Consider the following 20,999-nt stretch of genomic DNA (forward strand, 5'->3'; position numbering starts at 1 on the left):
TAGTTGACGTCACGGGACAGGGTCGGGTGCCGGTCACGGCAGCCCGGTCGGGGCCGGTGACAGCGGTTGACCGTCCAGCTCGTGGCAGTCCTCCTCGTCCCACCACAGCTCGCCCTGCACGGTGAGGTAGGGGTGCAGCCCGCGGACGCCTCCGCCCTCGTGCAGTGCCCGCGCGACGGCGTGGAGCAGCTCAGCGAGGCCGGCCCAGGAGTCGGCGAAGTCACCCCCGCCACCGTGCCCGGCCCAGCCGACACGCCCGGTCCCCGGGCCGGGGCGTTGGTCGACCACCTGCACTCCGCCATCGGCGCTCTCGGCCCAGGGCACCCAGAGCGGGTGCCACCAGGGCTCGTCGTCCCACTGGCGACTGGTCAGACCGTCGTTCTCGGCCGCGACGTCCATGCTGGTGCGCCAACGCTCCACGATTCCGCTCACCGGCAGCGGAGACTGCTCGGGCAGGAGGGTGGACCAGGCGGCTACCCCGTTGTGGCAACGCAAGGACTCGGTGAGATCGCCGGGCAGTGCGGCACCGAGGACCCTTTCCGCGGCCTGTAGTTCGGCGGGTGTCGCCGGCGGGTTCAGCGAGGCCGGGCCCGTGGGCGTGTGCACCGCCAGCCACGAATCGATGCGCTGCCACGACTCTGACGGGGGCGGTACGTGCTGGGACATGGCGTCATCCTGCCGCACACGTCTGACCTCGCTGGGACGACGAAGTGCCGGGGGCTGATTCGGACGCACCGCCAGAGCAGCGCCGCACAGGCCGAGCACAAATGCCTTCATGGCACCGGCACGCACGTGGCACGATCTCCGAAGCACCGGTTTGGCGAGGAAGGCCCGCATGACGGAGTCTCAGGAAGTCCGGAACCTTCGGATGCTCGCCAACGAGCGGGCCGTCGGCCTCCACGTCGGGTCCGATCGACTCATCCGGGCCGGTCTCGACGCGTTGCTCGCCGGCGTCGAGAGTCCCTCGATCCCCCTACTCGCCGGGCTCGGCCGCACCGAGGAGCCCGAGGCCCGCGAACTCTTCGACCGCGTCCTGGACGAACTCGGCCTCTCCGGCTCCCTTCCCGCCGACCCGACCGCCGCTCGACTGGCACTCGCCCGTCTGTGGGCGGAGCAGATCGTCGACGGTTCACTCGACCCCGCGACCGGCGCCGACAAGATCTGGGCCGAAGTCGCCTGTGAGCTCGGATACCCCGACGAGCTGCAGCCCGTGGTCCGTTGGGCCATCGTCCTCGAAGACTGGAACGAGGACTGGGACATCACTTTGGCGGAGATCGACACCAATATCGTCCAGGCCGCCCGGGAGGTCCTGGCGATCGCAGGGGCGTTGCCGGACCGGCTCGATCACCGGCTGGTGGGCCACTGGAGCAGCCTTCCCTTGTCCTACGGCGTCATGGAAGCGTCCGAGCTCGCCTTCCTCCCCGACGGACGAGGGTGGAGCACCTGGTTCAACGTCGGAGGGCTGTGCGTCACGCGCTTCACCTGGTGGTGTCCGGAGCCGGGAGTCCTCGAACTGAGCGCGCAGTGGATGGTCCAGGGAACCCCCCGTCTCGATCCCGGGCCCCCGGCCTTCGCCTCGACCGAACCGGCCGAGCGCCTCGCCGAGGTCACGCGGCATCGCTACGTCATCGGCTCCGCCGTCCCGGTGCCCGGCGCCGAGCCGTTGAGTGCGGTGAGCTTCGAGGAGCCGGTGGAGTCCTGCTTCGAGTACGCCAGGGGATCGGCACAGATCCGGCCCGAGGAGGATCCCACCCACCGCGTCATGCCCTACGAGTAGCGGGCCTCGGCTCCTCCAGGCTCAGCGCATGTCGGCCTCCAGCCACTCTCCGAGGGTTCGGTGCAGCAGTTCCACCTGCGACCGGTCGAGGATCACGGTCGTCGTCCGAGAGGCAGGGTGGTCCTCGCTGGTCGCGGCGGGCCGGGTGAGCGACAGGCGCAGGAAGTCCACCGGAAGGGGTGCCGGCTGTTCCGAAGCCCCGGTGCTCAGGGCCGGATCGCGGACGAGGGGATGGCAGTGATCCGGGATCGCGGCGAGCTCCAGTCGGCCGTCGCGCGGATGGTGGTCGGCTGGGTTGAGGTGCGAGCCCTGGTAGGCGAGCGGTGGTGGTGCGTCGCCGTCTTCGGCGAACAGCAGCCAGGTGGCGTAGATCGACATTGACCGGTCTTCAGTGAGCAGGAGTTTCAGGGTGCGGCCTCGGTTCACCAGGATCGGAGGCACAGGAGCTCTGCCTCCGGCGGAGCGTCACCACCTCGGGCACGATCGGTGCGAGGGTCTCGGTGGCGATGGCGGCGAGGTGCGCCGGTGCGGAGCCGGACCGGAGTGCGGTCACGTACTCGGCGGCTTCGGCATGGGTGAGGGCCGGTACGTTCCGCCGCAGCAGGCGCATGGCGACGACCTGGCCCTGCTCGGTCACGGCCTCACGGACCGCGTCCTCCAGGTCGTCGACCGCCGTCCGGACCGGCATCCGCCGGATGCGCCGGCGGTAGTCGTCCTCCCAGTCGCCGACCGAACTGCCGATGGCGTGCAGGCTGCCGTCGAGCCGGTCGACGAGGTAGGGGCCGTTGCCCCCGAGCCGTTGCATCGGGTCTCGGGTGCGGAGGTACTCCGGTGTCTGGTAGTGGACGATCCAGACGAGCTCGTGCTCCTCCACGCCGGACACCACGAATCGGCCCTCGAACTTGAGGTCCAGATCCTCCTGGGCCACGTGCCTGGCGTACTCCCGGTCGATCATGCAGGGCAGCATCCCGCACGGGTACGTCCCGGGCCATCGGATTTCGGCCCGGCGTCAGAGCACGAAGCGGAGCGGCGTGCCCGGGCGGGCCTGGGCGGCGGCGGGGAGGTCGGCGGGCGGGACGACGCCGATGACCGGGTAGCCGCCGGTGGTGGGGTGGTCGGCGAGGAAGACCACGGGGCGGCCGTCGGGCGGGACCTGGACGGCGCCCAGGACCATCCCCTCGCTGGGGAGTTCGTCCGTCCGTAGGCGGGGGAGGGGCGGGCCTTCGGTGCGCAGGGCGATCCGGTTGGAGGCGGCGGCGACCTCGTACCGGGCACGGGCCAGTAGCGTGAACGCCGCCGGGGCGAACCAGTCGGCGCGCGGCCCCGGCAGCAGGCGGAGCACCAACTCGGCCGGGGGAGCGGGCAGGACCGCGAGCCCGTCACCCGGCGGCGGAGAGACGGGCGCACCCACCGGGAGCAGCTGACCGGCCGTCAGCGGGGCCGGGCCGAGCCCGGAGAGCAGGTCCGCCGATCGGCTGCCCAGCACGGGCTCCACCGCCACCCCGCCCGCCACCGCGAGGTAGCTCCGGACGCCGTACGCGGCCGGCCCGACCTCGACCACCGCCCCGTCCGGGACCGCGACCGCCGCACCCCAGGCCGCCGCCCGCCCGCCGACCCGGACCGCCGCCGGAGCCCCGGTCACGGCGACCACCACCCGCCCGACAGCCCGCAGCGCGACCCCGCCGAGCGTGGTCTCCAGTCCGGCCGCCCCCTCGGGGTTCCCCACCAAGCGGTTCGCCGCCCGCAGCGCCGGCTCGTCCAACGCCCCGCCCCGGGGCACCCCCAGGTGCGCCACCCCCCGCCGCCCCAGATCCTGAACCGTCGTCAACGGCCCGGGCCGCACCACCGCCAGCCCGGTCACGACGCGGCCCCAGAGGCGCGAGGAACGGCATGCGGGGGTACGGCAGCACGTGCACCTGGCTGACGGTGGTTCAGTTGCCGGTGGGCCGCCTTCCGGTTCGCGCAGTTCCCCGCGCCCCCGGGGGCACCAGGCGTCATGCCCCCGCCTCCGGCGCGAACCGCACCCGCGTCCCCGGCGCCAGCAACGCCGCCGGCTCCCGCGACGCGTCCCACAGCACCGCCGCCGTCCGCCCGATCAACTGCCACCCCCCGGGCGAGGACCGCGGATAGACCCCCGTGTACGGCCCCGCCAGCGCCACCGACCCCGCCGGGACGGAGCTCCGCGGCGTGGCCCGCCGTGGCACGTGGTACCGCTCCGGAAGGCCCGTCAGGTACGCGAAACCCGGCGCGAAGCCGCAGAAGGCCACCCGGTACTCCACCGACGAGTGCACCCGTACGGCCTCCGCCACCGACACCCCCCACAGCCCGGCCACCTCCTCCAGGTCCGCCCCGTCGTAGACCACCCGCACCGACACCAGCGGCCCCTCGGCCGCCCGGCGGTCCGTCAGCCGGCAACCCGCCAGCTCCCGCCGCAGCGCCGCCACGTCCGACACCCCGTCCAGCAGCACCGTCCGCGCCGCCGGCACGATCTCCGCCATCTCCGGCAGGGACCCGCGCCGGGCCAGCAGCTCCGCGTACAGCGCCTCGACCGACGCCCCGTCCGGCGCCTCGACCAACAGCGCCTCCGCCCCGACCTGCCGGAACGTCAACCCCCCGTCGTCCCCGACCCGCCGGAACGTCAACCCCCCGTCCGCCCCCATCAGACGAAGGCCTCCACCCGCACCCCCGCCGAGGCCAGTGCGCCCCGTACCCGCCAGGCCAGCTGCGCGGCCCCCGGGGTGTCCCCGTGCACGCACAGCGAACGCGCCTCCACCGCCACCGGCTCGCCTCCGACCGCGGTGACCAGACCGTCCTTCGCGATGCCGACGGCCCGGGCGATGACCGCCTCCGGGTCGTGCAGCACGGCCTCGGGGTCGCGCCGGGGGACGAGGGTGCCGGCCCAGGTGTAGCCCCGGTCGGCGAAGGCCTCGGTGACGACCGGGAGGCCGACGCCCTCGGCGACGGCGAGCAGCCGGGAGCCGGGGAGGCCGAGCACCGGCAGCGGGCCGTCGCAGACCGCCCCGGCCCGCAGCACTCCGGCCACCACCGCCTCGGCCTGTTCGGAGTCGCCGACCACCCGGTTGTAGAGGGCGCCGTGCGGCTTGACGTAGCTGACCCGGGAGCCGGCCGCGCGGGCGAAGACCTGGAGGGCGCCGATCTGGTAGGCGATCTCGTCGGCCAGCTCCTCGGAGGGCACCTCCATGGCGCGGCGGCCGAAGCCGGCCAGGTCGCGGTAGGAGACCTGGGCGCCGATCCGGACGCCGCGTTCGGCGGCGAGCGCGCAGACCCGGCGCATGGTGGACGGGTCGCCGGCGTGGAAGCCGCAGGCCACGTTGGCGCTGGTCACCACGGAGAGCAGGGCCTCGTCGTCGGTCAGGGTCCAGCGTCCGAACCCCTCGCCGAGGTCCGCATTGAGATCGATCACCGCTTCGCTCACGCCAACACCCTCATGCCAACACCCGTCTCCCGCCCGCTTCCTGGGGGTGATCGTAGGGCCTGCGCAGGGGCGCGTACGCACCTGACCCGATGCCGGAGCGCGCACCCGCCGGGTGCGCGCTCCCTCACATGGAGGAACGTTTCCTCTCCGTACTCCCCAGGGCCGTCGGCCGGACGGGTGAGACCTCGTCAGGCCGCGGTCGCCACCGCTGCCGGCCGCCGCCGCAGCGCCTCGGCCCACTCCAGCCGCCGGATGCCCCGCAGCACCACCAGCAGCGGCACCGCACCGAACACCCCGAACGACATGTCGACGAATCGCCATGCCAGCGGGATCCCGCGCAGCGGCCCGCAGATCAGCGCCAGCGGGATGATCGCCGCGCAGGCGACGAGCGCCCAGCGGATCACCCAGACGTTGCGCACCGGGTCCTTGAGCGGCCCCCAGAACGCGACGGCGATCACCAGGTGGGCGAAGGCCAGCCAGTCGGTGCCGTACGCCAGGAACGGGTACCGGACGTTGGCGTCGGCCACCCCGTCGCGGACCCGCTCGGCCCATTCGAGCACCCCCGGGAAGTGGTCCACCAGCGGTGCCCGTTCGACCAGCGAGACCAGCCAGCGGGTCTCGGTCTCCAGCGGAAAGGCCGTCAGGCCGCTCACCGCGAGACAGACGATGAAGATCCAGATCCACCGGCGGACGTGTCGGAGAGTGCTGGCCTCGGCGGCGTACTGGTCCTCGGTCATGGTGCCAACCCCCAAGCGGGTAGAGCGGATCGGGAACCCGTCCCGACCTGCGCAGCAGTGACTCTAGACCTAATAACTGAACATGTTCAACTCGCTTCCTGGGGCCGTTCCCGGCCCTCCCGGGAGGGACGTTTCGGACCTTGTCGGCATCAGCCTCTAACCTTGTCCACCGTGACCACCGCAGTTCAGCCCACCGAGCCCGTGCTCCGGCCGCCCGCCCCCGGTGCCGCCCGCCCCGCCCCGGGCCCGGCCGCCGACGAGGGGCTGGCCCGTCGGCTCAAGGCGCTGGCCTGCACCGCCCCCCTCCACGACCTGGAGAACCGCAAGGTCAACCTGGCGGGCGAGTACGGCTCCTACGCGATGTCCGAGGTCGGCCTCGCCGCGATCGACCTCGTCACGCTCAACATGGACTTCGACACCGGGGCCGACCGCGACATAGTGCTGGCCCGCATGCTGCCCCGGGTCGCCGCGCAGAACCCGGCCCGCGCCACCGCCGAGCACGAGCGGGTGGCCCGCTGGGTGCTGGAGTCGCTGATCAACGTCGGCAGCGTCGACCGCGGCTTCCGCGCCGTCTACGGCACCTTCGGCTCCGACGGCAGCTACGTCCGCCGCGACTACGACTTCAAGCTCATCGAGGAGGTCCCCGGCCCGGACGGCGGGGTCTACCTGCGCACCACCGACGAGGCGGTCAACGTCCTGGTCGGCGCCCTCGACACCGACGTCACCTCGGCCCAGATCGCCGCCGAGGTCAAGCTCGAGGTCCTGATCAACCGCGGCCGCCTGGCCGATGCCCAGCTCGCCGCCGAGCAGGCCCGCTACCGCACCGTCCAGTACGCCGAGACCCTGCGCCGCGCCCTCGACGCCACCCGGCGCAACGTCCGCGCGGTCGACTGGATGCAGGCCGTCCCCGACCTGATCGACGAGGCGCTCGGCCACATCGCCGACCGCTACCGGCACGAGAACGCCATCCTCACCAACATCCGCAAGGCCCGCGACGAGGCCGAGGACCCGGAGCACAAGCGGCGCGCCGCCGAGCTGGTCGACATCGTCAAGGACTGCATCCGCCGCCACACCCAGCTGCAGACCCGCCTGCTGGAGGCCGGTCCGCTGTTCCGCGCCGAGCAGGACCGGCAGGCCTTCGCCGCGCCCTCCGCCCGGAGCGGCATCGACCTGTACGGGCAGCTGCTCGCCCCGCTGCTGGAGCTGCCGGTCAGTCAGGCCACCCGGCCCACCGACGCGTTCTTCGCCCGCGGCACCGGCCTGCGCACGCCCGTCTCAGTGCGGATGACCGACCTGGTGGACCTGCTGCTCACCCCGCCGGTCGAGCGCGAGCACCTCGGCGCGGAGCTGCCCGACCCGGACCTGGTGGCCACCCCCGACGACAGCCGGTTCTCCGACGAGCAGCTGGAGGCTGCACTGGAGCTGCTCGACCTGCCGGCCGACGCTCCCCGCCGCCTCTCCGGCCTGCTCGCCGAGGCCCGCCTCAAGGACCCCGACCTGCCCTACCTGGTCGCCCTGCTCGCCGTCCACGCGGCCAGCCCGCCGGTCGGCACGGCCTACCGCCAGGGCGAGGAGCGGCTGCTCTTCGCGGTGGACGACGGCACCCGCCTCGACGACCCCGAGTTCGGCGGCGCCGACCTCATCGTCGGCAGCGCCCTCCTCGACGCCGCCGGCATGGCCGCGGACCGTCAGGAAGAACGGTGAGGCACCCGGGCAGCGCCCCAGGGGCGCGAGGCTCTGACATGTGCGGCTCCGCCGCGTGGGCGCGCAGCGGCAGGCATCAGAGCCGTAGTCGACGACGCGCAGTCAGTTGCCGCCTCTGCCCTGACCTGTCCCCGCTCACCGAACGGCAACGCCCCACCGTCGGCGGCGTACGGACCCGTGCCTTCCCAGCCCGCGCAGTTCCCCGCGCCCCTGGTGTGACCACCTTCCCCGGCGCCGCCGCGATCCACCCGTGCAAGGAGTACCACCCGTGATGACCGACCAGTCCTGGGAGACCGAGGACGAGCCCGCGGCGCCGGCGCCCGCGGCGAGCCTCACGCCGGCCGACGTCGCCGACGCCGCCCGCCTGGTCTCCTTCGGCCTCCAGGCCAAGCTGCTGCCCGCCCGCGACGCGGAGTACGCCGAGCTGATCCGCCGTCACCGCGAGGACCCGGGCTTCGCCCGCCTCGCGGACGCCGTCGCGGCGGGCCTCGGCCTGGTCGTGCTGGAGGTCTCGCCCCGGGCCGGCATGGCGGTGGCCGCCGCCGAGGACTCGCTCTTCGCGGTCCGGATGGGCGACTACTCCCGCCGCGCCGCCGGCGAGGCCACCGACCGCTTCCTGCACGGCCTGGCCCATCTGGCGACCGCCGCGATGGCCTTCCCCCGCCCGGAGGACCTGGCCGACGACGCGTACCTGGGCCGGATCACGGTCAACGGTGTGGACGCCTTCGTCCGGCAGGCCTGCCGCCGGCTGGAGGAGCGTGCCGAGGCGGCCGGGGACAACACCGACCCGACCTCCGACGCCCCCGGCCTCGAAGCCGCCTGGCGGGTCTGGGCCCGGCGCTCCGCGACCGGGGCCACCAAGGACGCCCGCCGCCTCTCCGGCTCGACCATCGGCATCGTCTCCAAGGCGGTGCTCTTCCTGGTCGACTCCGGTTTCCTGCAGAAGACCTCCGACGACGCCGGCGGCACCTACCGCACCACGGCCCGCTACCAGCTCCAGGTCCGCGACCTGGCGGGCGGCGCCGCGATGGGCGAGCTGCTCGACCTCGGCGTGGTCGCGGTCACCGACGGCACCGCCACCCTGCTCCCCGCCGACCACAGCGAGGAACTGGTCGCGGACGCCGGCCTGCCGTTCCACAGCCTCTGATCCACTGATCCACCGTCATCTGGAGAACCGCCGCACATGTACGAGCTCAACCGGGTCCGCCTGTACTCGATCGGACCGGCCGGCGCCCGCTACGCCGACACGGTGCTCGACCTGCGCGGCGTCGGTGAGCCGGTGGCCGAGCCGAGGCCGCAGCAGATCGGCCTGTTCGGCGAGGAGCCGGAGGGCCCGCAGCGCCGCCCCGCCCCGGCCGGCGTGCTGTTCCTGGAGAACGGCGGCGGCAAGTCCGTCCTGCTCAAGCTGATCTTCTCCGTCATGCTCCCGGGCCACCGGAACACCCTGGGCGGCGCCAGCTCCGGCGTGCTGCGCAAGTTCCTGCTCGCCGACGACTGCGGTCACGTCGCCCTGGAGTGGCAGCACACCGTCACCGGCGAGCTGATCGTGGTCGGCAAGGTCAGCGAGTGGAGGGGCCGTCAGGTCTCCTCCGACCCGCGCAAGTTCGCCGAGTCCTGGTACTCCTTCCGCCCCGGCCTCGGCCTGACGCTGGACTCGCTCCCGGTCTCCGAGCGGGTCAGCCTCGCGGGCGACCAGAAGGCCCGCGGCCGCCGCCGCACCATGAAGGGCTTCCGGGACGCGATGACAGAGGCCGGCAAGGCCGCCCCGCACCTGGACCTGGTCTTCGAGGACATCCACGACCGGTGGAACGAGCACCTCGGCGAGCTCGGCCTCGACCCCGAGCTGTTCCGCTACCAGCGCGAGATGAACGCGGACGAGGGCGAGGCGGCCGGCCTCTTCGCGGTCAAGCACGACTCCGACTTCACCGACCTGCTGCTGCGCGCCGTCACCGACACCCGGGACACCGACGGCCTGGCCGACCTGGTCCACGGCTTCGCCGCCAAGCTGGGCCGCCGCTCCGAGCTGACCGCCGAGCGGGAGTTCACCGCCGGCTCGCTCGACCTGCTCCAGCGGATCGTCGACTCCACCGCCGCCCGCGAGTCGGTCCGCGAGCTGCACCGCACCGCCGAGCGCCGCTCCCGCCGCCTCGCCCAAGCCCTCACCGTCCGGGCCGCCGCCGAGCGGGACCGCGCCCAGGACCTGGCCGTCGAGGTGGCCGCCGCCGCGGGCGCGGTGACCGCCGCCGAGAGCGACCGCACCCGGCACTCGCTGATCACCGCCGAGCTGACGCACCGCCACGCCACCCTCGGCCTGGCCGCCGCCACCACCGAGGCCGCCGCGCTGCGCCGCGAGCTGACCGAGGCCCGCACCCTGTACTCCGCCTGGCAGGCCGCCGAGGCGGTGCTGCGCCACCGCGCCGCCGCCGACCGGGTCGCCAGGGTCGCGGTCGCCATCCGGGAGGCCGAGCTGGACGCGGCCCCCGCGCTGGCCGCCCGCGCCAAGGCCGCCGGGGCGCTGGCCCGGGCGCTGGAGAGCGCGGCTGGGGCCGCCGAGCTGAGGGCCGATCAGGAGGAGGCCCGGGCCGAGGAGTTGCAGGCCGACGGCGGCCGGGCGCAGGCCGAGGCCACCGCCGCCGCGACCGCCGCGCAGAAGGCCCGCTCCGAGTCGGGCCACCTGGAGCAGCGCCTGGCCGAGGTCGAGCAGGAGACCCAGGCCGCCGTGGAGGCCGGCTGGATCGACGCCGGGACGGAGGAGCCCGACCCGGCCCGGGCCGCGCTGCACGCCGCGGACGCCGAGAAGGAGGCCACCGCCGCCCTCGACCAGGCCCGCGCCGCCGCCGAGAGCTCCGCCGCCCGGGCCCGGGAGACCGGTGCGCTGGAGGCCAAGGCCGAGCTGGCCGCCGCCCGCGCCAGCGACGCGTACCAGAACGCCCACCGCGCGCTCTCCGCCGAGCAGCGCACCGCCGCCCTGCTGGCGGCCGAGCCCCGGCTGGCCGAGCTGCTCGGCCTCCAGCCCTACCAGGGCGAGGAGACCGAGGGCCACCTGACGCCCGCTCTGCTGGACGCCAACGCCGAGGAGCTGCAGGAGCGGCTCGACACCGCGGTGAGCACCGCCGAGCGCACCCTCTTCGACCTGCGCACCGCCGCCGCCGACGACTCGCGGATCCTGGCCGCGCTCGGCGACGGCGGCCTGCTGCCGCCCGGCCCGGACGTGCTGGCCACCGTCGAGTTCCTCGGCGAGCAGGGCATCCCGGCCCTCCCCGGCTGGCGCTACCTGGCCCAGTCGGTGGACCCGGCCGACCACGAGGCGATCCTGGCCGCCCGCCCCGAGCTGGTGGACGGCGTCGTGGTGACGGACCCCCAGTCCCTGGACCGGGCCCGCGAGGCGCTGCAGACCGCGGCCCTGCTGCCCCGCTCCACGGTGGCGGTCGGCACCGCCGCCGCGCTGATCGCCCCGCTGGCCGACGAGCCGCCGTTCTTCCTGGTGCCGCCGAACCCGGCCATGCACAACGAGGGCGCGGCCGACGACGAGCGCCGCGAGCTGCGGGCCCGGGCCACCGCCCGTGAGGAGCACATCCGCGAGCTGGCCGCCCGGCTCGGCGGGGACCGCGCGCTCGGCGGCCGGCTGGCCTCCTGGCTCCAGCAGTGCCCGCCCGGCACCCTGGCCGAGCTGACCGAGGCCACCCTGGCCGCCGCCGCCCAGGCCGAGACCGCCTCCGCCGAGCTGGCCACCCTGCGGGCCGAGCACGACGAGGCCGAGACCGACCAGCTGGCCGCGGCCTCCGCGTACGAGGAGCGCCGGGAGGCCGCCCAGCGCACCCGCCGCCGCGCCGACGCGCTGGCCGGCCTGGCCTTCCGGCTGCGCGAGCGGGCGAACTGGGCCCGCCGCCGCCGCGAGCTGGCCGAGGACGCCGCCGAGTGCGACCGCCGCCAGGCGGTCTGCGCCGAGCGCGCCCGCACCTGCGACGAGGACCGCCGGGCCGCCCAGCGGGCCGCCGACGACGCCCGCCGCACCGTCCGCACCCTGCGGGCCGAGCGGGCCGAGCTCTCGGTGGTCGAGGAGACCGAGCAGATCACCGAGGTGGCCGCCTCGCTGCCCGCGCTGCGCGAGGCCTACCGGGCCGCCGCCCAGCTGTACGAGAAGGTCGGCGTCGGCGCCGACCTGCGGGCCGAGCAGGCCCGGGCCGAGGGCGACGAGACCGCCGCCGCGGCCGAGCTGGACCGCCTGACCAACAAGGTCCGCACCCGGGCCGAGGAGCTGCTGGCCAGCCCGGACGGCGCCGACGGCCCGGCCCGGCAGGCCGCCGCCGCCCGGGCCGAGGGCCTGGTCGCCACCATCGAGGCCCGCTCCGCCACCGCCTCCGAGCAGCTCGGCCGGCTGCGCGGCGAGGCCGAGCGCTCCGCCCCCGCCACCGGCGAGGCGCACACCGAGCTGCCCGAGGACCTCGTCCCCACCGACCCCGAGCACGCCCAGGCGCTGCTGCGCACCGCCACCTCCCGCCTCGCCGAGCGGCGCGAGACGGTGGACACCGCCCGCACCGCGCTGGCCGACCTCCAGCGCACCCTGGACGCGGCCCAGTCGGCGGCCGCCGACTTCGACGAGGCGTCAGGACAGCTGCGCGACGGCCTCCGTGACCACCACGGCGAGGAGGAGGCCCCGGCCGTCGAGCCCTACCTCGGCTCGCTGGCCGAGGCCCGCACCGCCGCCGCCGAGTCCCGCCGGGCCCTGCGCTCCGCCTCGGCCGAGCTGACGGCGGGTGAGCTCGCCGTCCGGGACGCCTCGGACGCCCTGGTCCGGCACGCCAACGCGGCCCGCTACGAGGCCGTCCGCACCCCCGCCCGCCAGCAGATCCGCGAGCTGCCCGCCGCCGCCCTGCCCGAGCACGCCGCCGCCTGGGCCGCCGCCTTCGCCCCGCGCCTGCGGGTGCTCACCGACGAGCTGGCCCAGCTGGAACGCAACCGCGGCTCGATCGTCGACCGCCTGCGCGGCCTGGTGGAGTCCTCGCTGACCACGCTGCGCGCGGCCCAGCGGCTCTCCCGGCTGCCCGAGGGCCTTGGGGAGTGGTCCGGGCAGGAGTTCCTGCGCATCCGCTTCGAGGACCCGGACCACGCGACCCTGGTGGAGCGCCTCGGCGAGGTGATCGACGAGGCCACCCGGGCCGCCGTGAAGAAGAACAGCGACCTGCGGCGGGACGGCATGTCCCTGCTGCTGCGCGGTGTGGCGGCGGCGATCGGCCCCAAGGGCGTCTCGGTGGAGATCCTCAAGCCCGACGCGGTGCTGCGCGCCGAGCGGGTGAGCGTGGGTCAGATGTCCGACGTGTTCTCCGGCGGCCAGCTGCTCACCGCCGCCATCGCGCTCTACTGCACGATGGCCGCGCTGCGGGCCAACGACCGGGGCCAGTCCCAACTGCGGCACGCCGGCACGCTCTTCCTGGACAACCCGATCGGCCGGGCCAACGCCACCTACCTGCTGGAGCTCCAGCGCGCGGTGGCGGACGCCCTCGGCGTCCAGCTGATCTACACCACCGGCCTCTTCGACACCACCGCGCTGGCCGAGTTCCCGCTGGTCATCCGGCTGCGCAACGACGCCGACCTGCGGGCCGGGCTGAAGTACATCTCGGTGGAGGAGCACCTGCGCCCGGGTCTGCCGGCCCCGCAGGCACCCGACGCCCCGGTGATCCACGGCGAGATCACCGCGACCCGGATGTTCAAGCGCCCGACCGAGTGATCCGGCACGGGGCCGGGCGGAGCGAGCGGCGGAGCACCCCGCCCGGGCCCCGGGGTGTCATGCTGGTGGCGTGTTCGAGGACGAACTGCGTGAGCAGCTGACCCTGGCCCGCCTCGCCCTGGCCCGGGCCCGCGAGGAGGGCGACGACGACGGGGTGGACGCCTACCGCGGCCGCATCCGGGGCCTGCTGCGGATCGCCGCCCACCACGGCGTCGACCTCCCGCACGAGCCGGAGGAAGAGGCCTACTGACGGGTACGCCGTTGGGTTAGGATCACCCGGCTCGCAAGCGCGATCGTCGGGGGGACGGGATGACGGACGGTACGGGGGTGCCCGCCAAGGGCACCGGGGCCGGTGGCAAGAGCGTGGTCGGCCAGGTCGCGGCGGCGGTGCTGCTGACGCTTCCGCTGCTGCTCGGGGTCTGGCTGGTGCAGGACAAGGAGGCGTCCGCACCCAAGGCGCCGGAGTGCCCCGGGGCGCGCGCCCACGACGGCCCCGAGGTCCCCGCGCTCTGCGCGGCGCTGATCCGGCCGGGCCTTCCCGCACTGCTCGGCGTGCCGGACGAGCAGCTCGCGGTGGCGGAGAGCGGCACCTCGACGGTGGACGGCGTCGCGATCGAGAACAACGCGGCCGAGGCCAGGGTGGGGCAGTACCGGGTCAGGGTGGCCGACCACCGCGAGGCGTCCCCGTCGGAGGCCGCGTTCCTCGGCTCCTCGGTGACCGAGGGCGCCCTGCTGGGCCACCGCGCGGTCGCCTTCACCGAGCGCACCATCGGCATCGAGATCAACCTGTTCGGCGGCGGCGGGAAGTCCGCCCCGGGTGGTGTGGCCCAGAACCTGGCGGTGGCCAAGGGCCCGTCCCGGGGCGGTGGCAGCTACCAGCTGACGGTCTGGCGCAACGACGCGCTGCCGGTGGACGAGGGCGTGGTCCGCCGGATCGCCACCGAGCTGCTGCCCACGCTGCCCGGCTGGGTGGCGGACACCGCCGCGCCGCCGAAGGCCTGACGGCGGGTCAGTCCTCCGCCGCCGCAGCCGTGTCGGGCGCCTCCCGCTCGGTGCGGTGGGCGGCCAGGACGCTGGTGAGCAGGCCGGGGAAGAGCTCCTCCAGGTCCTCGGTGCGCAGGCAGCTCATCCGCGAGGTGCCGCGGCGGTGCTGGCGGATCACGCCGGCCTCGCGGAGCACCTTGAAGTGGTGCGTGCTGGTGGACTTGGTCACCGGCAGGGCGAAGGCCTGGCAGGCCATCTCGTGGGAGCCGTCCGCGAGTTCGACCGCGATCCGCAGGCGGACCGGGTCGGCGAGGGCGTGCAGGACGGCGGCGAGCTTGATCTCCGCCAGGGTGGGTTCGGGGAGTCGGGTCTCGGTCACGCGTTCATAGTACGAGAAGTGTCGTAGTTTGACAGCTGCCGTAGTACGAGGGATACCGTAATAGCGAGCACCATCCCGTCGAAGGAGCCACCGTGAGTGCCCTGTTCGAGCCCCTCGTCCTGCGTGAGCTGACCGTCCCCAACCGGGTCTGGATGGCCGCGATGTGCATGTACTCGGCCGCAGCGGACGGCCCCGAGGTCGGTGCCGCCACCGACTTCCACCTGGCCCACTACGCCGCCCGCGCGGCCGGAGGCGCCGGTCTGGTGATCACCGAGGCCACCGCGGTCCGCCCCGAGGGCCGGATCTCGCCGTGGGACCTCGGGCTCTGGACGGACCGGCAGCAGGAGCAGGCCGCCCGGGTCGCCGCGCTGATCACCTCGCTCGGCGCCGTCCCCGCCGTCCAGCTGGCGCACGCCGGGCGCAAGGCCGGCACCGACCGGCCGTGGCTGGGCGGCAAGCCGCTGCCCGCGGGCTCGGTCGGCGGGCAGCCGGTCGGCCCCTCCGCGGTGGGCTTCTCGGACGAGCACGTGCAGCCGCACGAGCTGACGGTCGAGGAGATCGGCGACGTGGTGGCGGCCTTCGCGGACTCCGCACGCCGAGCGCTGGCCGCGGGGTTCAAGACCGTGGAGATCCACGGCGCCCACGGCTACCTGATCCACTCCTTCCTCTCCCCGCACTCCAACCGCCGGACCGACGGCTACGGCGGCGACTTCGCCGGCCGCGCCCGGCTGGCCCTGGAGGTCACCGACGCGGTCCGGGCGGTCTGGCCCGCCGAGCTCCCGCTGCTGTTCCGGGTCTCGGCCACCGACTGGCTGGAGCCGGAGGTCCCGGGCTGGACCTCGGAGGAGACCGTCCGGCTGGCCAAGGAGCTCCAGGCGCGCGGCGTCGACCTGGTCGACGTCTCCACCGGCGGCAACGTGGCCGACGCCCACATCCCGGCGGCCCCCGGCTTCCAGGTCCGCTTCGCCACCGAGATCCGCAACGGCGCGGGCCTGCCCACCGGCGCGGTCGGCCTGATCACCGAGCCCGAGCAGGCCGAGCGCATCCTGACCGAGGGCGAGGCCGACGTGGTCCTGCTCGGCCGGGCCCTGCTCGCCGACCCGTACTGGCCGCAGCGCGCCGCCCGCGAGCTGGGCGCCGAGACCCGTTACCCCGTCCAGCACGCCTACACCGTGCGCAAGCGCTGACGGACCCTCACCTCGCGGCGGCGTCCGGCCCTCGGGCCGGGCGCCGCCGCTGCCTGCTGCCCGCCATCGGCGAGTTGGCGTGCGGGCCGCGCATCCGCTGGGCCGCGATCTGACGGGAGATCACGATCTCCAGCAGGCTCCACGCGGTGCCGAACACCCCGACGGCCATCGCCACCAGGGCGGGGGTCAGCAGCCAGGTGCGGGCGTACGAGGCGAGCGTGGCGACGATCAGGCCGACCAGGGTGAACGAGAAGGACATCCACGCCCGCACGGCGGCGGCCCGCACCTCGTCCGGCAGACGGCGACGACGCGCAGTTGGCATTCCGGGTACCTCCGAAGGATCAGCGGACTCCCCCGTCCGCTCCCACAGCCTGCCCAGCCCGGCCGGTGCCATTCCACCGGTTCCGTCCGGAGGCGTCCGCATTCCGCTTCGCGACCGGCATATGCCCGTTTCCCCGGTGGGGCGGAAAGGCCGCGCGCGACCGTTGACGTGGTCCTGGCGAGCGCAGTAGCTTCGGGGCACTCCGAAAGGCCGGAGCGATTCCAGTAAAACGGGGGAACCACCATGGAATCAGAGGTCACGTCCCGGACGTCCGGATGGATTCTCGAACCGTTCGCCGATCTTTCGGCCGCCTTCGTGTTCTTCGAGTCCCCGGTCCGGGTGGCGGTGCTCGACCGCCTGAGCTGGTACGTGCTGGAGCTGTGCGACGGCCGGCCGGCCGCCGGGATCGCCGAGCGGGTGCGGGCCCTCGGCCTGCCCGGCGGCGCCGAGCGGGCCGGGCGGATCGTCGCCGAGCGGCTGAGCACCCTGCGGGCGAGCGGACTGCTGGCATGAGCCCCGCCGGGGCAAGGATCCCGGCCTTCCGGGCCGAGGGGCGGACGCTGCACGCCAGGGTGGAGGAGCACCTCTCCACCGGGGCGCTCGGCGACGGCGCCGCCGTCGCCGGCACCGCCGCCGCCTACTACCGGGGAGCCGCCCGGGTCTGCGCCGGGGCCACCGGCACCGACCCGGCGGCGGTGGCCCCGACGGAGCGTCCGTGGGCCGAGAGCCTGCGCCGGGCGGCCGTCGACGAGGCCCTGCGGGAATGCAGCGCCGGGCGCACCGAGAACGGGCGGGAAGCGCTCGCCCGGTACGTCGCGCTGAAATCCAGAATGTCGTCGGATCCGGAGCTGGAAACCGATTCGGAGACGAAGGGGGAAAACGCTCCGGAATTCCCCGGAACCGGCCCCGGGCACTGGATCACCGGGCATTTCCTCGCACTCTTCTCCGCCACCACGACCGTCGGCGGGGCCCCGGTCGAGGCGCGCCCCGCCGCCGTCACCCCGCAGGCCGAGGGCGCCCGGGCCCGGGCCGTGGCGCTGGCCCGCCGCGGCCTGCCCCGGCTGGCCGGGGACGTGCTGTCCGCCGCCCGGCTGGTGGTGCCCTACCGGGGCGAGCAGCCGTACAGCGGGTACACCAACGCCGCGCCGCTGGTGGTCTTCGTCGCCGAGCAGACTTTCCGTCAGGACCGGCTGGCCGCCGAGCTCCTGGTGCACGAGTGCCTGCACCAGAAGCTGAACGACATCAGCCTGGCCCGTTCGCTGTTCCGCCCCGACTACCACGACGAGCGGTCCGCCACGGTGGGCGTGCCCTGGTCCTTCGGCTCCGGCCGCACCCGGCACTTCAGCGCCGACCGGACCTTCGCCGCCTTCCACGTCTACACCCACCAGGCCCTGCTGTACCTGGGGCTGGCCGTCACCGAGCCCGACGAGGAGCGGGTCGAGGGCGCGCTGGCCGAGACGGTGACGGCCTGGGCCCGCGCCGCCCACTTCGCCCGCGCGCTCGACGGCGGCCCGGTCACGGCCGAGCTCGGCCCGGACGGCCACCGTCTGGCGCACTGGCTGACCGCCGCGGTGGAGGCCCTCGGGGAGCTCCGGCTCCCGGACGGCTCCGCCCTGCACGCCCACGCGGGAGCCCTCGCGGGCGCCCACGACGCCGCCTGAACCGCGGCGCCCCACCGACCGCGGCGTCCCACGTCCCGTCTCCCCGAGCCGCGGGGGAGCAGTGCGTCCTTGGAGAGGAGGTAGTGGCATGAGTGACATCGCCGCGCTCGAGTCGGCCCTGTCGGAGGTCTTCGCGGAGTTCGACGTCGAGGTCGAGGAGGGCACCACCGGTGCCGACGTGATGCAGACGGACATCCGGGTGATCCGCACGGACCTGTCGGTCCTCGCGGGCTCCCGCCCGTCCGGCAACTGATGACGCGTGGGCCCGGCCGCGGCGCCGCCGCCGGGCCCACGCCCGACCCACCCCCTGGAGAGCCGTCGATGCCCGCCACCAACGCCGAGCCGCTGATCGGTGCCCCCGGCGAGGGCCTGCTGGCCCGGCTGGCCGGGCTGCCCTCGCCCGCGCTGCTCTACGACCTGGACAACCTGCGCCGTTCGGTCGAGCTGCTGCGCGCGGACGTCGAGGGGGTCGGCCCCGCCGAGCTCAACCTGGCGCTGAAGGCCTGTCACACCCCGCGCGTGCTCTCCTTCCTGGCCTCGCTGGGCCTGGGCGCCGACGTCGCCTCGGTCGGCGAGCTCACCCTGGCCGTGCTGGCGGGCTTCCGCCGGATCACCGCCACCGGCCCGTCCTTCCGGGCGGACGACCTGCCGCTGCTGGCGGAGCACGGCGTGGTGCCGGACGCGAGCTCGGTCGAGCAGCTCGACGAGTTCTGCACCGCCCGCCCCGGCGGCCCGGTCGGCCTGCGGCTGCGGGTCCCGCTGCCGGAGGCGATCGAGGACGGCTCCACCACCTTCGGCGCCGGCAGCCGCTTCGGCGTGTACGCCACCGACCCGAGGATCGGCGCGGTGCTGGAGCGCACCGGCTGCCGCCTCACCCGGCTGCACACCCACACCGGCCAGATGACGCCCCGTCACCTGCGCTACAAGCTCCGCTACCTGCTGGCGGTGGCCGCCTCGTACCCCGACGTCGAGGAGATCGACCTCGGCGGCGGCTTCTTCAGCCTCTACACCGACCGCCTGCGCACCCTGCGCACCTGGCAGCAGGTGGCCGAGGACCTGGCCGACTTCACCCGGCGCACCGGCCGCACCGTGCGCCTGCAGTTCGAGCCCGGGGGCGCCGTGCTCGCCCCGCACGGCTACCTGGTCACCACCGTCCGCTCGGCGGAGCGCGACCACCCGCACTTCAAGGCCGACGTGCTCACCGTGGACTGCTCCGCCTGGAACTTCGCGCCCTGGCACCGGCCCCAGCTCATCCCGCTGACCGGCCCGCGCGAGGACGAGGAGCTGCGCCCCACCCTGCTGGCCGGGGACACCCTCTACGAGAACGACTTCTTCGGCACCGACGTGCTCGGCCGTCGCAGCCCCGCCCCGCTGCCCGCCCTGCGGGCGGGGGACCGGGTGGTGCTGACCGCCTCCGGCGCGTACACCCGGACCAACTCCCGGCGGTTCAACCTGCTGCCGCTGCCCGCCGAGTACGCGCTCGCCGACGGGAAGGTCGAGGAGCTCGGATGAGCGGTGCGCTGGAGCTGGAGCGCGAGCTGCTGGCCGGGATGGCCGCGCTGGCCGCCGGGCAGGGCGCCGAGGACGCCACCGTCTGGGCCGCGCTGGAGCGGGAGCTGCGGCAGGAGACCGGTGAGGGCCCGGAGGCCGAGTGGCGGCTGGAGCTGGCGTCCCGTCAGGTCCGCACCCTGCTGCTGCGCCGGGGCCACCGGATGGACGAGCGCTTCCAGCGCTCGCCCGACCTCGCCCAGGAGCGCACCCTGCCCGGCGGCGCCCCGCTGCGGCACGGCTACGAGCGCAGCCTGCCCGCTGAGGCGGTGGAGCGCGCGCTGGCCGGCCGCAGCAGCGGCCCGCCCGAGGGCTGGGAGCGCACCGTGCTGGCCTTCGGCAGCGGGATGGCCGCCCTCTCCCACCTGGTGCAGTCGCTCGCCCACCTGCTGGCCCCCACCGAACGCCGCCCGCTGCGGCTGGACTTCTGGGGCGACTACTTCGAGACCGACCTGCTGCTGGAGTACCTCTCCGGCACCACCCTGCGCCCGCGCAGGCTGGCCCCCGGCCGGTTGGCCGGGGCCTTCGAAGGGCCGGAGGCGCCGGACGTGCTGCTGCTCGAACCGGTCCGCTACAACTGGGCGCTGGACGTGCTGGACGTCAACGCCCTGGTGAACGGCTGGCGGCGCGGCCCGCACCGCCCGCCGGTGGTGGTGCTGGACACCACCCTGGTCTCCCCGGCCTGGCCCCGGGCCGCCGTGCTCAAGGCGCTGGCCTCGCCCGCCGGCGCCCCGCTGGTGATCGAGGTGCGCTCGGGCCTCAAGCTCGACCAGCAGGGCCTGGAGGTGGCCAACCTCGGGGTGCTGGAGATCCACCAGCACCGCTCGCACACCGGGGAGCTGACGGCCCGCCGGCTGGCCGGGACGCTGCGGCTGGTCCGTGCCACCACGGGCCAGGGCCTGGCCGCCCCGGCGGTGGCCGCCCTGGACGCGCCCTTCCTGCTGGACGAGACCTGGACCCGACGGCACGCCGGGCAGGTGTACCGGAACAACGCCCGCCTGGCCGAGCGGCTGGCCTCCTCGCCCCGCCCGCTGTTCCGCACCGTCGCCCACCCGGCGCTCGGCTCCTCCGCCTGGCGCGGCCAGAGCCCGTTCGTGGTGGTGGAGCTGCGCGAGGACGCGCTCGCCGACCACGGCCTGCTGCTGGCCGTGATCCGGCACGAGGTCGCCCGGCGCGGCCTGGCCGCCGTCTACGGCAACAGCTTCGGCTTCCGCACCACCCGCTTCGAGACCGTCGTGCCCCGCACGGCCACCGGCCAGGGGCTGTTCAAGCTCGCGGCCGGCTCCCGGGGCGGCCCCTCGCTCGACCTGTTCTGCGACCTGCTGCTCGACATCGGAGACCACCAGTCCATGAAGGACCTGCGCGCGACCTACGACCTGGCACCGGTGGGGCTGACGTGAGCGACACCCAGACCTCGACGCCGCTGCGGGAGTTGACCGCCCGGATCACCCGGGACGAGCGGCGACCGCTGTCCGCCTTCACCGCGCTGGCGCTGGCCGGCGCGGCGGCCGAGGCCGCGCTGCCCTGGCTGGTCGG

21 protein-coding genes are annotated in these 20,999 nt (G+C 74.9%); 12 read left to right on the forward strand and 9 right to left on the reverse strand.

All coding sequences use genetic code 11. The features are described 5' to 3' along the window. Nucleotides 1-33: 33 nt before the first annotated feature. Nucleotides 34-837 carry an SMI1/KNR4 family protein gene (locus ACWEPF_RS33530; RefSeq protein WP_452175555.1) on the reverse strand — a complete coding sequence of 268 codons (804 nt, stop codon included), beginning with the start codon at nucleotides 835-837 and terminating at the stop codon, nucleotides 34-36. Between the two features lie 31 nt (nucleotides 838-868). Between ACWEPF_RS33530 and ACWEPF_RS33535 the strand changes: the two genes are divergently transcribed. Further along, a complete protein-coding gene (locus ACWEPF_RS33535) occupies nucleotides 869-1,777 on the forward strand; it encodes a hypothetical protein (RefSeq protein ID WP_452175556.1) in 909 nt (302 codons plus the stop codon). Nucleotides 1,778-1,798: 21 nt separating this feature from the next. Here the strand turns inward: ACWEPF_RS33535 and ACWEPF_RS33540 are convergent, their stop codons facing one another. The 6 genes from ACWEPF_RS33540 to ACWEPF_RS33565 form a co-directional block, all read right to left on the reverse strand. Beyond that, nucleotides 1,799-2,155, reverse strand: coding sequence for a hypothetical protein (locus ACWEPF_RS33540; RefSeq protein ID WP_452175557.1), 357 nt, complete (start codon nucleotides 2,153-2,155; stop codon nucleotides 1,799-1,801). Between the two features lie 10 nt (nucleotides 2,156-2,165). Next, a complete protein-coding gene (locus ACWEPF_RS33545) occupies nucleotides 2,166-2,732 on the reverse strand; it encodes a YrhB domain-containing protein (RefSeq protein ID WP_452175558.1) in 567 nt (188 codons plus the stop codon). Nucleotides 2,733-2,786: 54 nt separating this feature from the next. Then, on the reverse strand, nucleotides 2,787-3,638 hold the full coding sequence (locus ACWEPF_RS33550; RefSeq protein ID WP_452175559.1) for a 5-oxoprolinase subunit C family protein: 852 nt from the start codon (nucleotides 3,636-3,638) through the stop codon (nucleotides 2,787-2,789). A 133-nt stretch (nucleotides 3,639-3,771) separates the two neighbouring features. After that, entirely contained in the window at nucleotides 3,772-4,386 is a 615-nt protein-coding gene (gene pxpB / locus ACWEPF_RS33555; protein WP_452175560.1) for a 5-oxoprolinase subunit PxpB, read from the reverse strand. A gap of 50 nt (nucleotides 4,387-4,436) precedes the next feature. Beyond that, nucleotides 4,437-5,213: a LamB/YcsF family protein gene (locus ACWEPF_RS33560; protein WP_380148743.1), complete on the reverse strand. Its 777-nt coding sequence runs from the start codon at nucleotides 5,211-5,213 to the stop codon at nucleotides 4,437-4,439. A gap of 188 nt (nucleotides 5,214-5,401) precedes the next feature. Further along, nucleotides 5,402-5,950, reverse strand: coding sequence for a hypothetical protein (locus tag ACWEPF_RS33565; protein ID WP_452175561.1), 549 nt, complete (start codon nucleotides 5,948-5,950; stop codon nucleotides 5,402-5,404). Nucleotides 5,951-6,121: 171 nt separating this feature from the next. On the opposite strand from ACWEPF_RS33565, the gene ACWEPF_RS33570 reads away from it, so the two are divergent. From ACWEPF_RS33570 to ACWEPF_RS33590, 5 genes are all read left to right on the forward strand, one after another. Then, the gene (locus ACWEPF_RS33570) at nucleotides 6,122-7,654 is read left to right on the forward strand and encodes a hypothetical protein (protein WP_452175562.1); all 1,533 of its coding nucleotides are present in this window, start codon (nucleotides 6,122-6,124) and stop codon (nucleotides 7,652-7,654) included. A gap of 271 nt (nucleotides 7,655-7,925) precedes the next feature. Further along, nucleotides 7,926-8,801, forward strand: coding sequence for a hypothetical protein (locus ACWEPF_RS33575; RefSeq protein WP_345284099.1), 876 nt, complete (start codon nucleotides 7,926-7,928; stop codon nucleotides 8,799-8,801). Nucleotides 8,802-8,837: 36 nt separating this feature from the next. Further along, nucleotides 8,838-13,382 carry a hypothetical protein gene (locus ACWEPF_RS33580; RefSeq protein WP_452175563.1) on the forward strand — a complete coding sequence of 1,515 codons (4,545 nt, stop codon included), beginning with the start codon at nucleotides 8,838-8,840 and terminating at the stop codon, nucleotides 13,380-13,382. A gap of 70 nt (nucleotides 13,383-13,452) precedes the next feature. Continuing rightward, a complete protein-coding gene (locus ACWEPF_RS33585; protein WP_345284095.1) occupies nucleotides 13,453-13,632 on the forward strand; it encodes a hypothetical protein in 180 nt (59 codons plus the stop codon). Nucleotides 13,633-13,691: 59 nt separating this feature from the next. Then, nucleotides 13,692-14,384 (forward strand): DUF6215 domain-containing protein, encoded by a 693-nt coding sequence (locus ACWEPF_RS33590; protein ID WP_452175564.1) that lies wholly within the window; start codon nucleotides 13,692-13,694, stop codon nucleotides 14,382-14,384. A gap of 7 nt (nucleotides 14,385-14,391) precedes the next feature. Here ACWEPF_RS33590 and ACWEPF_RS33595 read toward each other — a convergent pair whose 3' ends face one another. Beyond that, nucleotides 14,392-14,745 (reverse strand): ArsR/SmtB family transcription factor, encoded by a 354-nt coding sequence (locus tag ACWEPF_RS33595; RefSeq protein ID WP_452175565.1) that lies wholly within the window; start codon nucleotides 14,743-14,745, stop codon nucleotides 14,392-14,394. 92 nt (nucleotides 14,746-14,837) lie between these two features. On the opposite strand from ACWEPF_RS33595, the gene ACWEPF_RS33600 reads away from it, so the two are divergent. Then, nucleotides 14,838-15,932 (forward strand): NADH:flavin oxidoreductase/NADH oxidase, encoded by a 1,095-nt coding sequence (locus ACWEPF_RS33600; RefSeq protein WP_452175566.1) that lies wholly within the window; start codon nucleotides 14,838-14,840, stop codon nucleotides 15,930-15,932. Between the two features lie 7 nt (nucleotides 15,933-15,939). Here the strand turns inward: ACWEPF_RS33600 and ACWEPF_RS33605 are convergent, their stop codons facing one another. Next, the gene (locus ACWEPF_RS33605) at nucleotides 15,940-16,254 is read right to left on the reverse strand and encodes a hypothetical protein (RefSeq protein ID WP_345284087.1); all 315 of its coding nucleotides are present in this window, start codon (nucleotides 16,252-16,254) and stop codon (nucleotides 15,940-15,942) included. Nucleotides 16,255-16,569: 315 nt separating this feature from the next. Here ACWEPF_RS33605 and ACWEPF_RS33610 point away from each other — a divergent pair, with 315 nt between their 5' ends. The 5 genes from ACWEPF_RS33610 (at nucleotide 16,570) to ACWEPF_RS33630 (ending at nucleotide 20,863) form a co-directional block, all read left to right on the forward strand. After that, a complete protein-coding gene (locus ACWEPF_RS33610) occupies nucleotides 16,570-16,767 on the forward strand; it encodes a hypothetical protein (protein ID WP_452175567.1) in 198 nt (65 codons plus the stop codon). After that, nucleotides 16,764-17,915, forward strand: a complete 1,152-nt coding sequence (locus ACWEPF_RS33615; protein ID WP_452175568.1) for a hypothetical protein — start codon at nucleotides 16,764-16,766, stop codon at nucleotides 17,913-17,915. The genes ACWEPF_RS33610 and ACWEPF_RS33615 overlap by 4 nt, the downstream gene beginning before the upstream one ends. Nucleotides 17,916-18,003: 88 nt before the next feature. Next, entirely contained in the window at nucleotides 18,004-18,168 is a 165-nt protein-coding gene (locus ACWEPF_RS33620) for a hypothetical protein (protein ID WP_345284082.1), read from the forward strand. A 68-nt stretch (nucleotides 18,169-18,236) separates the two neighbouring features. Continuing rightward, nucleotides 18,237-19,427, forward strand: a complete 1,191-nt coding sequence (locus ACWEPF_RS33625; protein ID WP_452175569.1) for a diaminopimelate decarboxylase family protein — start codon at nucleotides 18,237-18,239, stop codon at nucleotides 19,425-19,427. Continuing rightward, nucleotides 19,424-20,863 (forward strand): hypothetical protein, encoded by a 1,440-nt coding sequence (locus ACWEPF_RS33630; RefSeq protein ID WP_452175570.1) that lies wholly within the window; start codon nucleotides 19,424-19,426, stop codon nucleotides 20,861-20,863. The genes ACWEPF_RS33625 and ACWEPF_RS33630 overlap by 4 nt, the downstream gene beginning before the upstream one ends. The last annotated feature ends 136 nt before the right edge of the window (nucleotides 20,864-20,999 follow it).

The sequence above is a fragment of the Kitasatospora sp. NPDC004289 genome, assembly GCF_053602875.1.

Excerpts from the sequence above, each read along its gene's own strand:
- ACWEPF_RS33535 (WP_452175556.1), top strand. The coding sequence starts at position 869 with ATGCTCGCCAACGAGCGGGCCGTCGGCCTCCACGTCGGGTCCGATCGA.
- ACWEPF_RS33630 (WP_452175570.1), top strand. The coding sequence starts at position 19,424 with ATGAGCGGTGCGCTGGAGCTGGAGCGCGAGCTGCTGGCCGGGATGGCC.
- ACWEPF_RS33530 (WP_452175555.1), bottom strand. The coding sequence starts at position 837 with ATGCGGGCCTTCCTCGCCAAACCGGTGCTTCGGAGATCGTGCCACGTG.
- ACWEPF_RS33620 (WP_345284082.1), top strand. The coding sequence starts at position 18,004 with ATGAGTGACATCGCCGCGCTCGAGTCGGCCCTGTCGGAGGTCTTCGCG.
- ACWEPF_RS33545 (WP_452175558.1), bottom strand. The coding sequence starts at position 2,732 with ATGATCGACCGGGAGTACGCCAGGCACGTGGCCCAGGAGGATCTGGAC.
- ACWEPF_RS33615 (WP_452175568.1), top strand. The coding sequence starts at position 16,764 with ATGAGCCCCGCCGGGGCAAGGATCCCGGCCTTCCGGGCCGAGGGGCGG.
- ACWEPF_RS33540 (WP_452175557.1), bottom strand. The coding sequence starts at position 2,155 with ATGTCGATCTACGCCACCTGGCTGCTGTTCGCCGAAGACGGCGACGCA.
- ACWEPF_RS33565 (WP_452175561.1), bottom strand. The coding sequence starts at position 5,950 with ATGACCGAGGACCAGTACGCCGCCGAGGCCAGCACTCTCCGACACGTC.
- ACWEPF_RS33575 (WP_345284099.1), top strand. The coding sequence starts at position 7,926 with ATGACCGACCAGTCCTGGGAGACCGAGGACGAGCCCGCGGCGCCGGCG.
- ACWEPF_RS33590 (WP_452175564.1), top strand. The coding sequence starts at position 13,692 with ATGACGGACGGTACGGGGGTGCCCGCCAAGGGCACCGGGGCCGGTGGC.
- ACWEPF_RS33605 (WP_345284087.1), bottom strand. The coding sequence starts at position 16,254 with ATGCCAACTGCGCGTCGTCGCCGTCTGCCGGACGAGGTGCGGGCCGCC.
- ACWEPF_RS33625 (WP_452175569.1), top strand. The coding sequence starts at position 18,237 with ATGCCCGCCACCAACGCCGAGCCGCTGATCGGTGCCCCCGGCGAGGGC.
- ACWEPF_RS33580 (WP_452175563.1), top strand. The coding sequence starts at position 8,838 with ATGTACGAGCTCAACCGGGTCCGCCTGTACTCGATCGGACCGGCCGGC.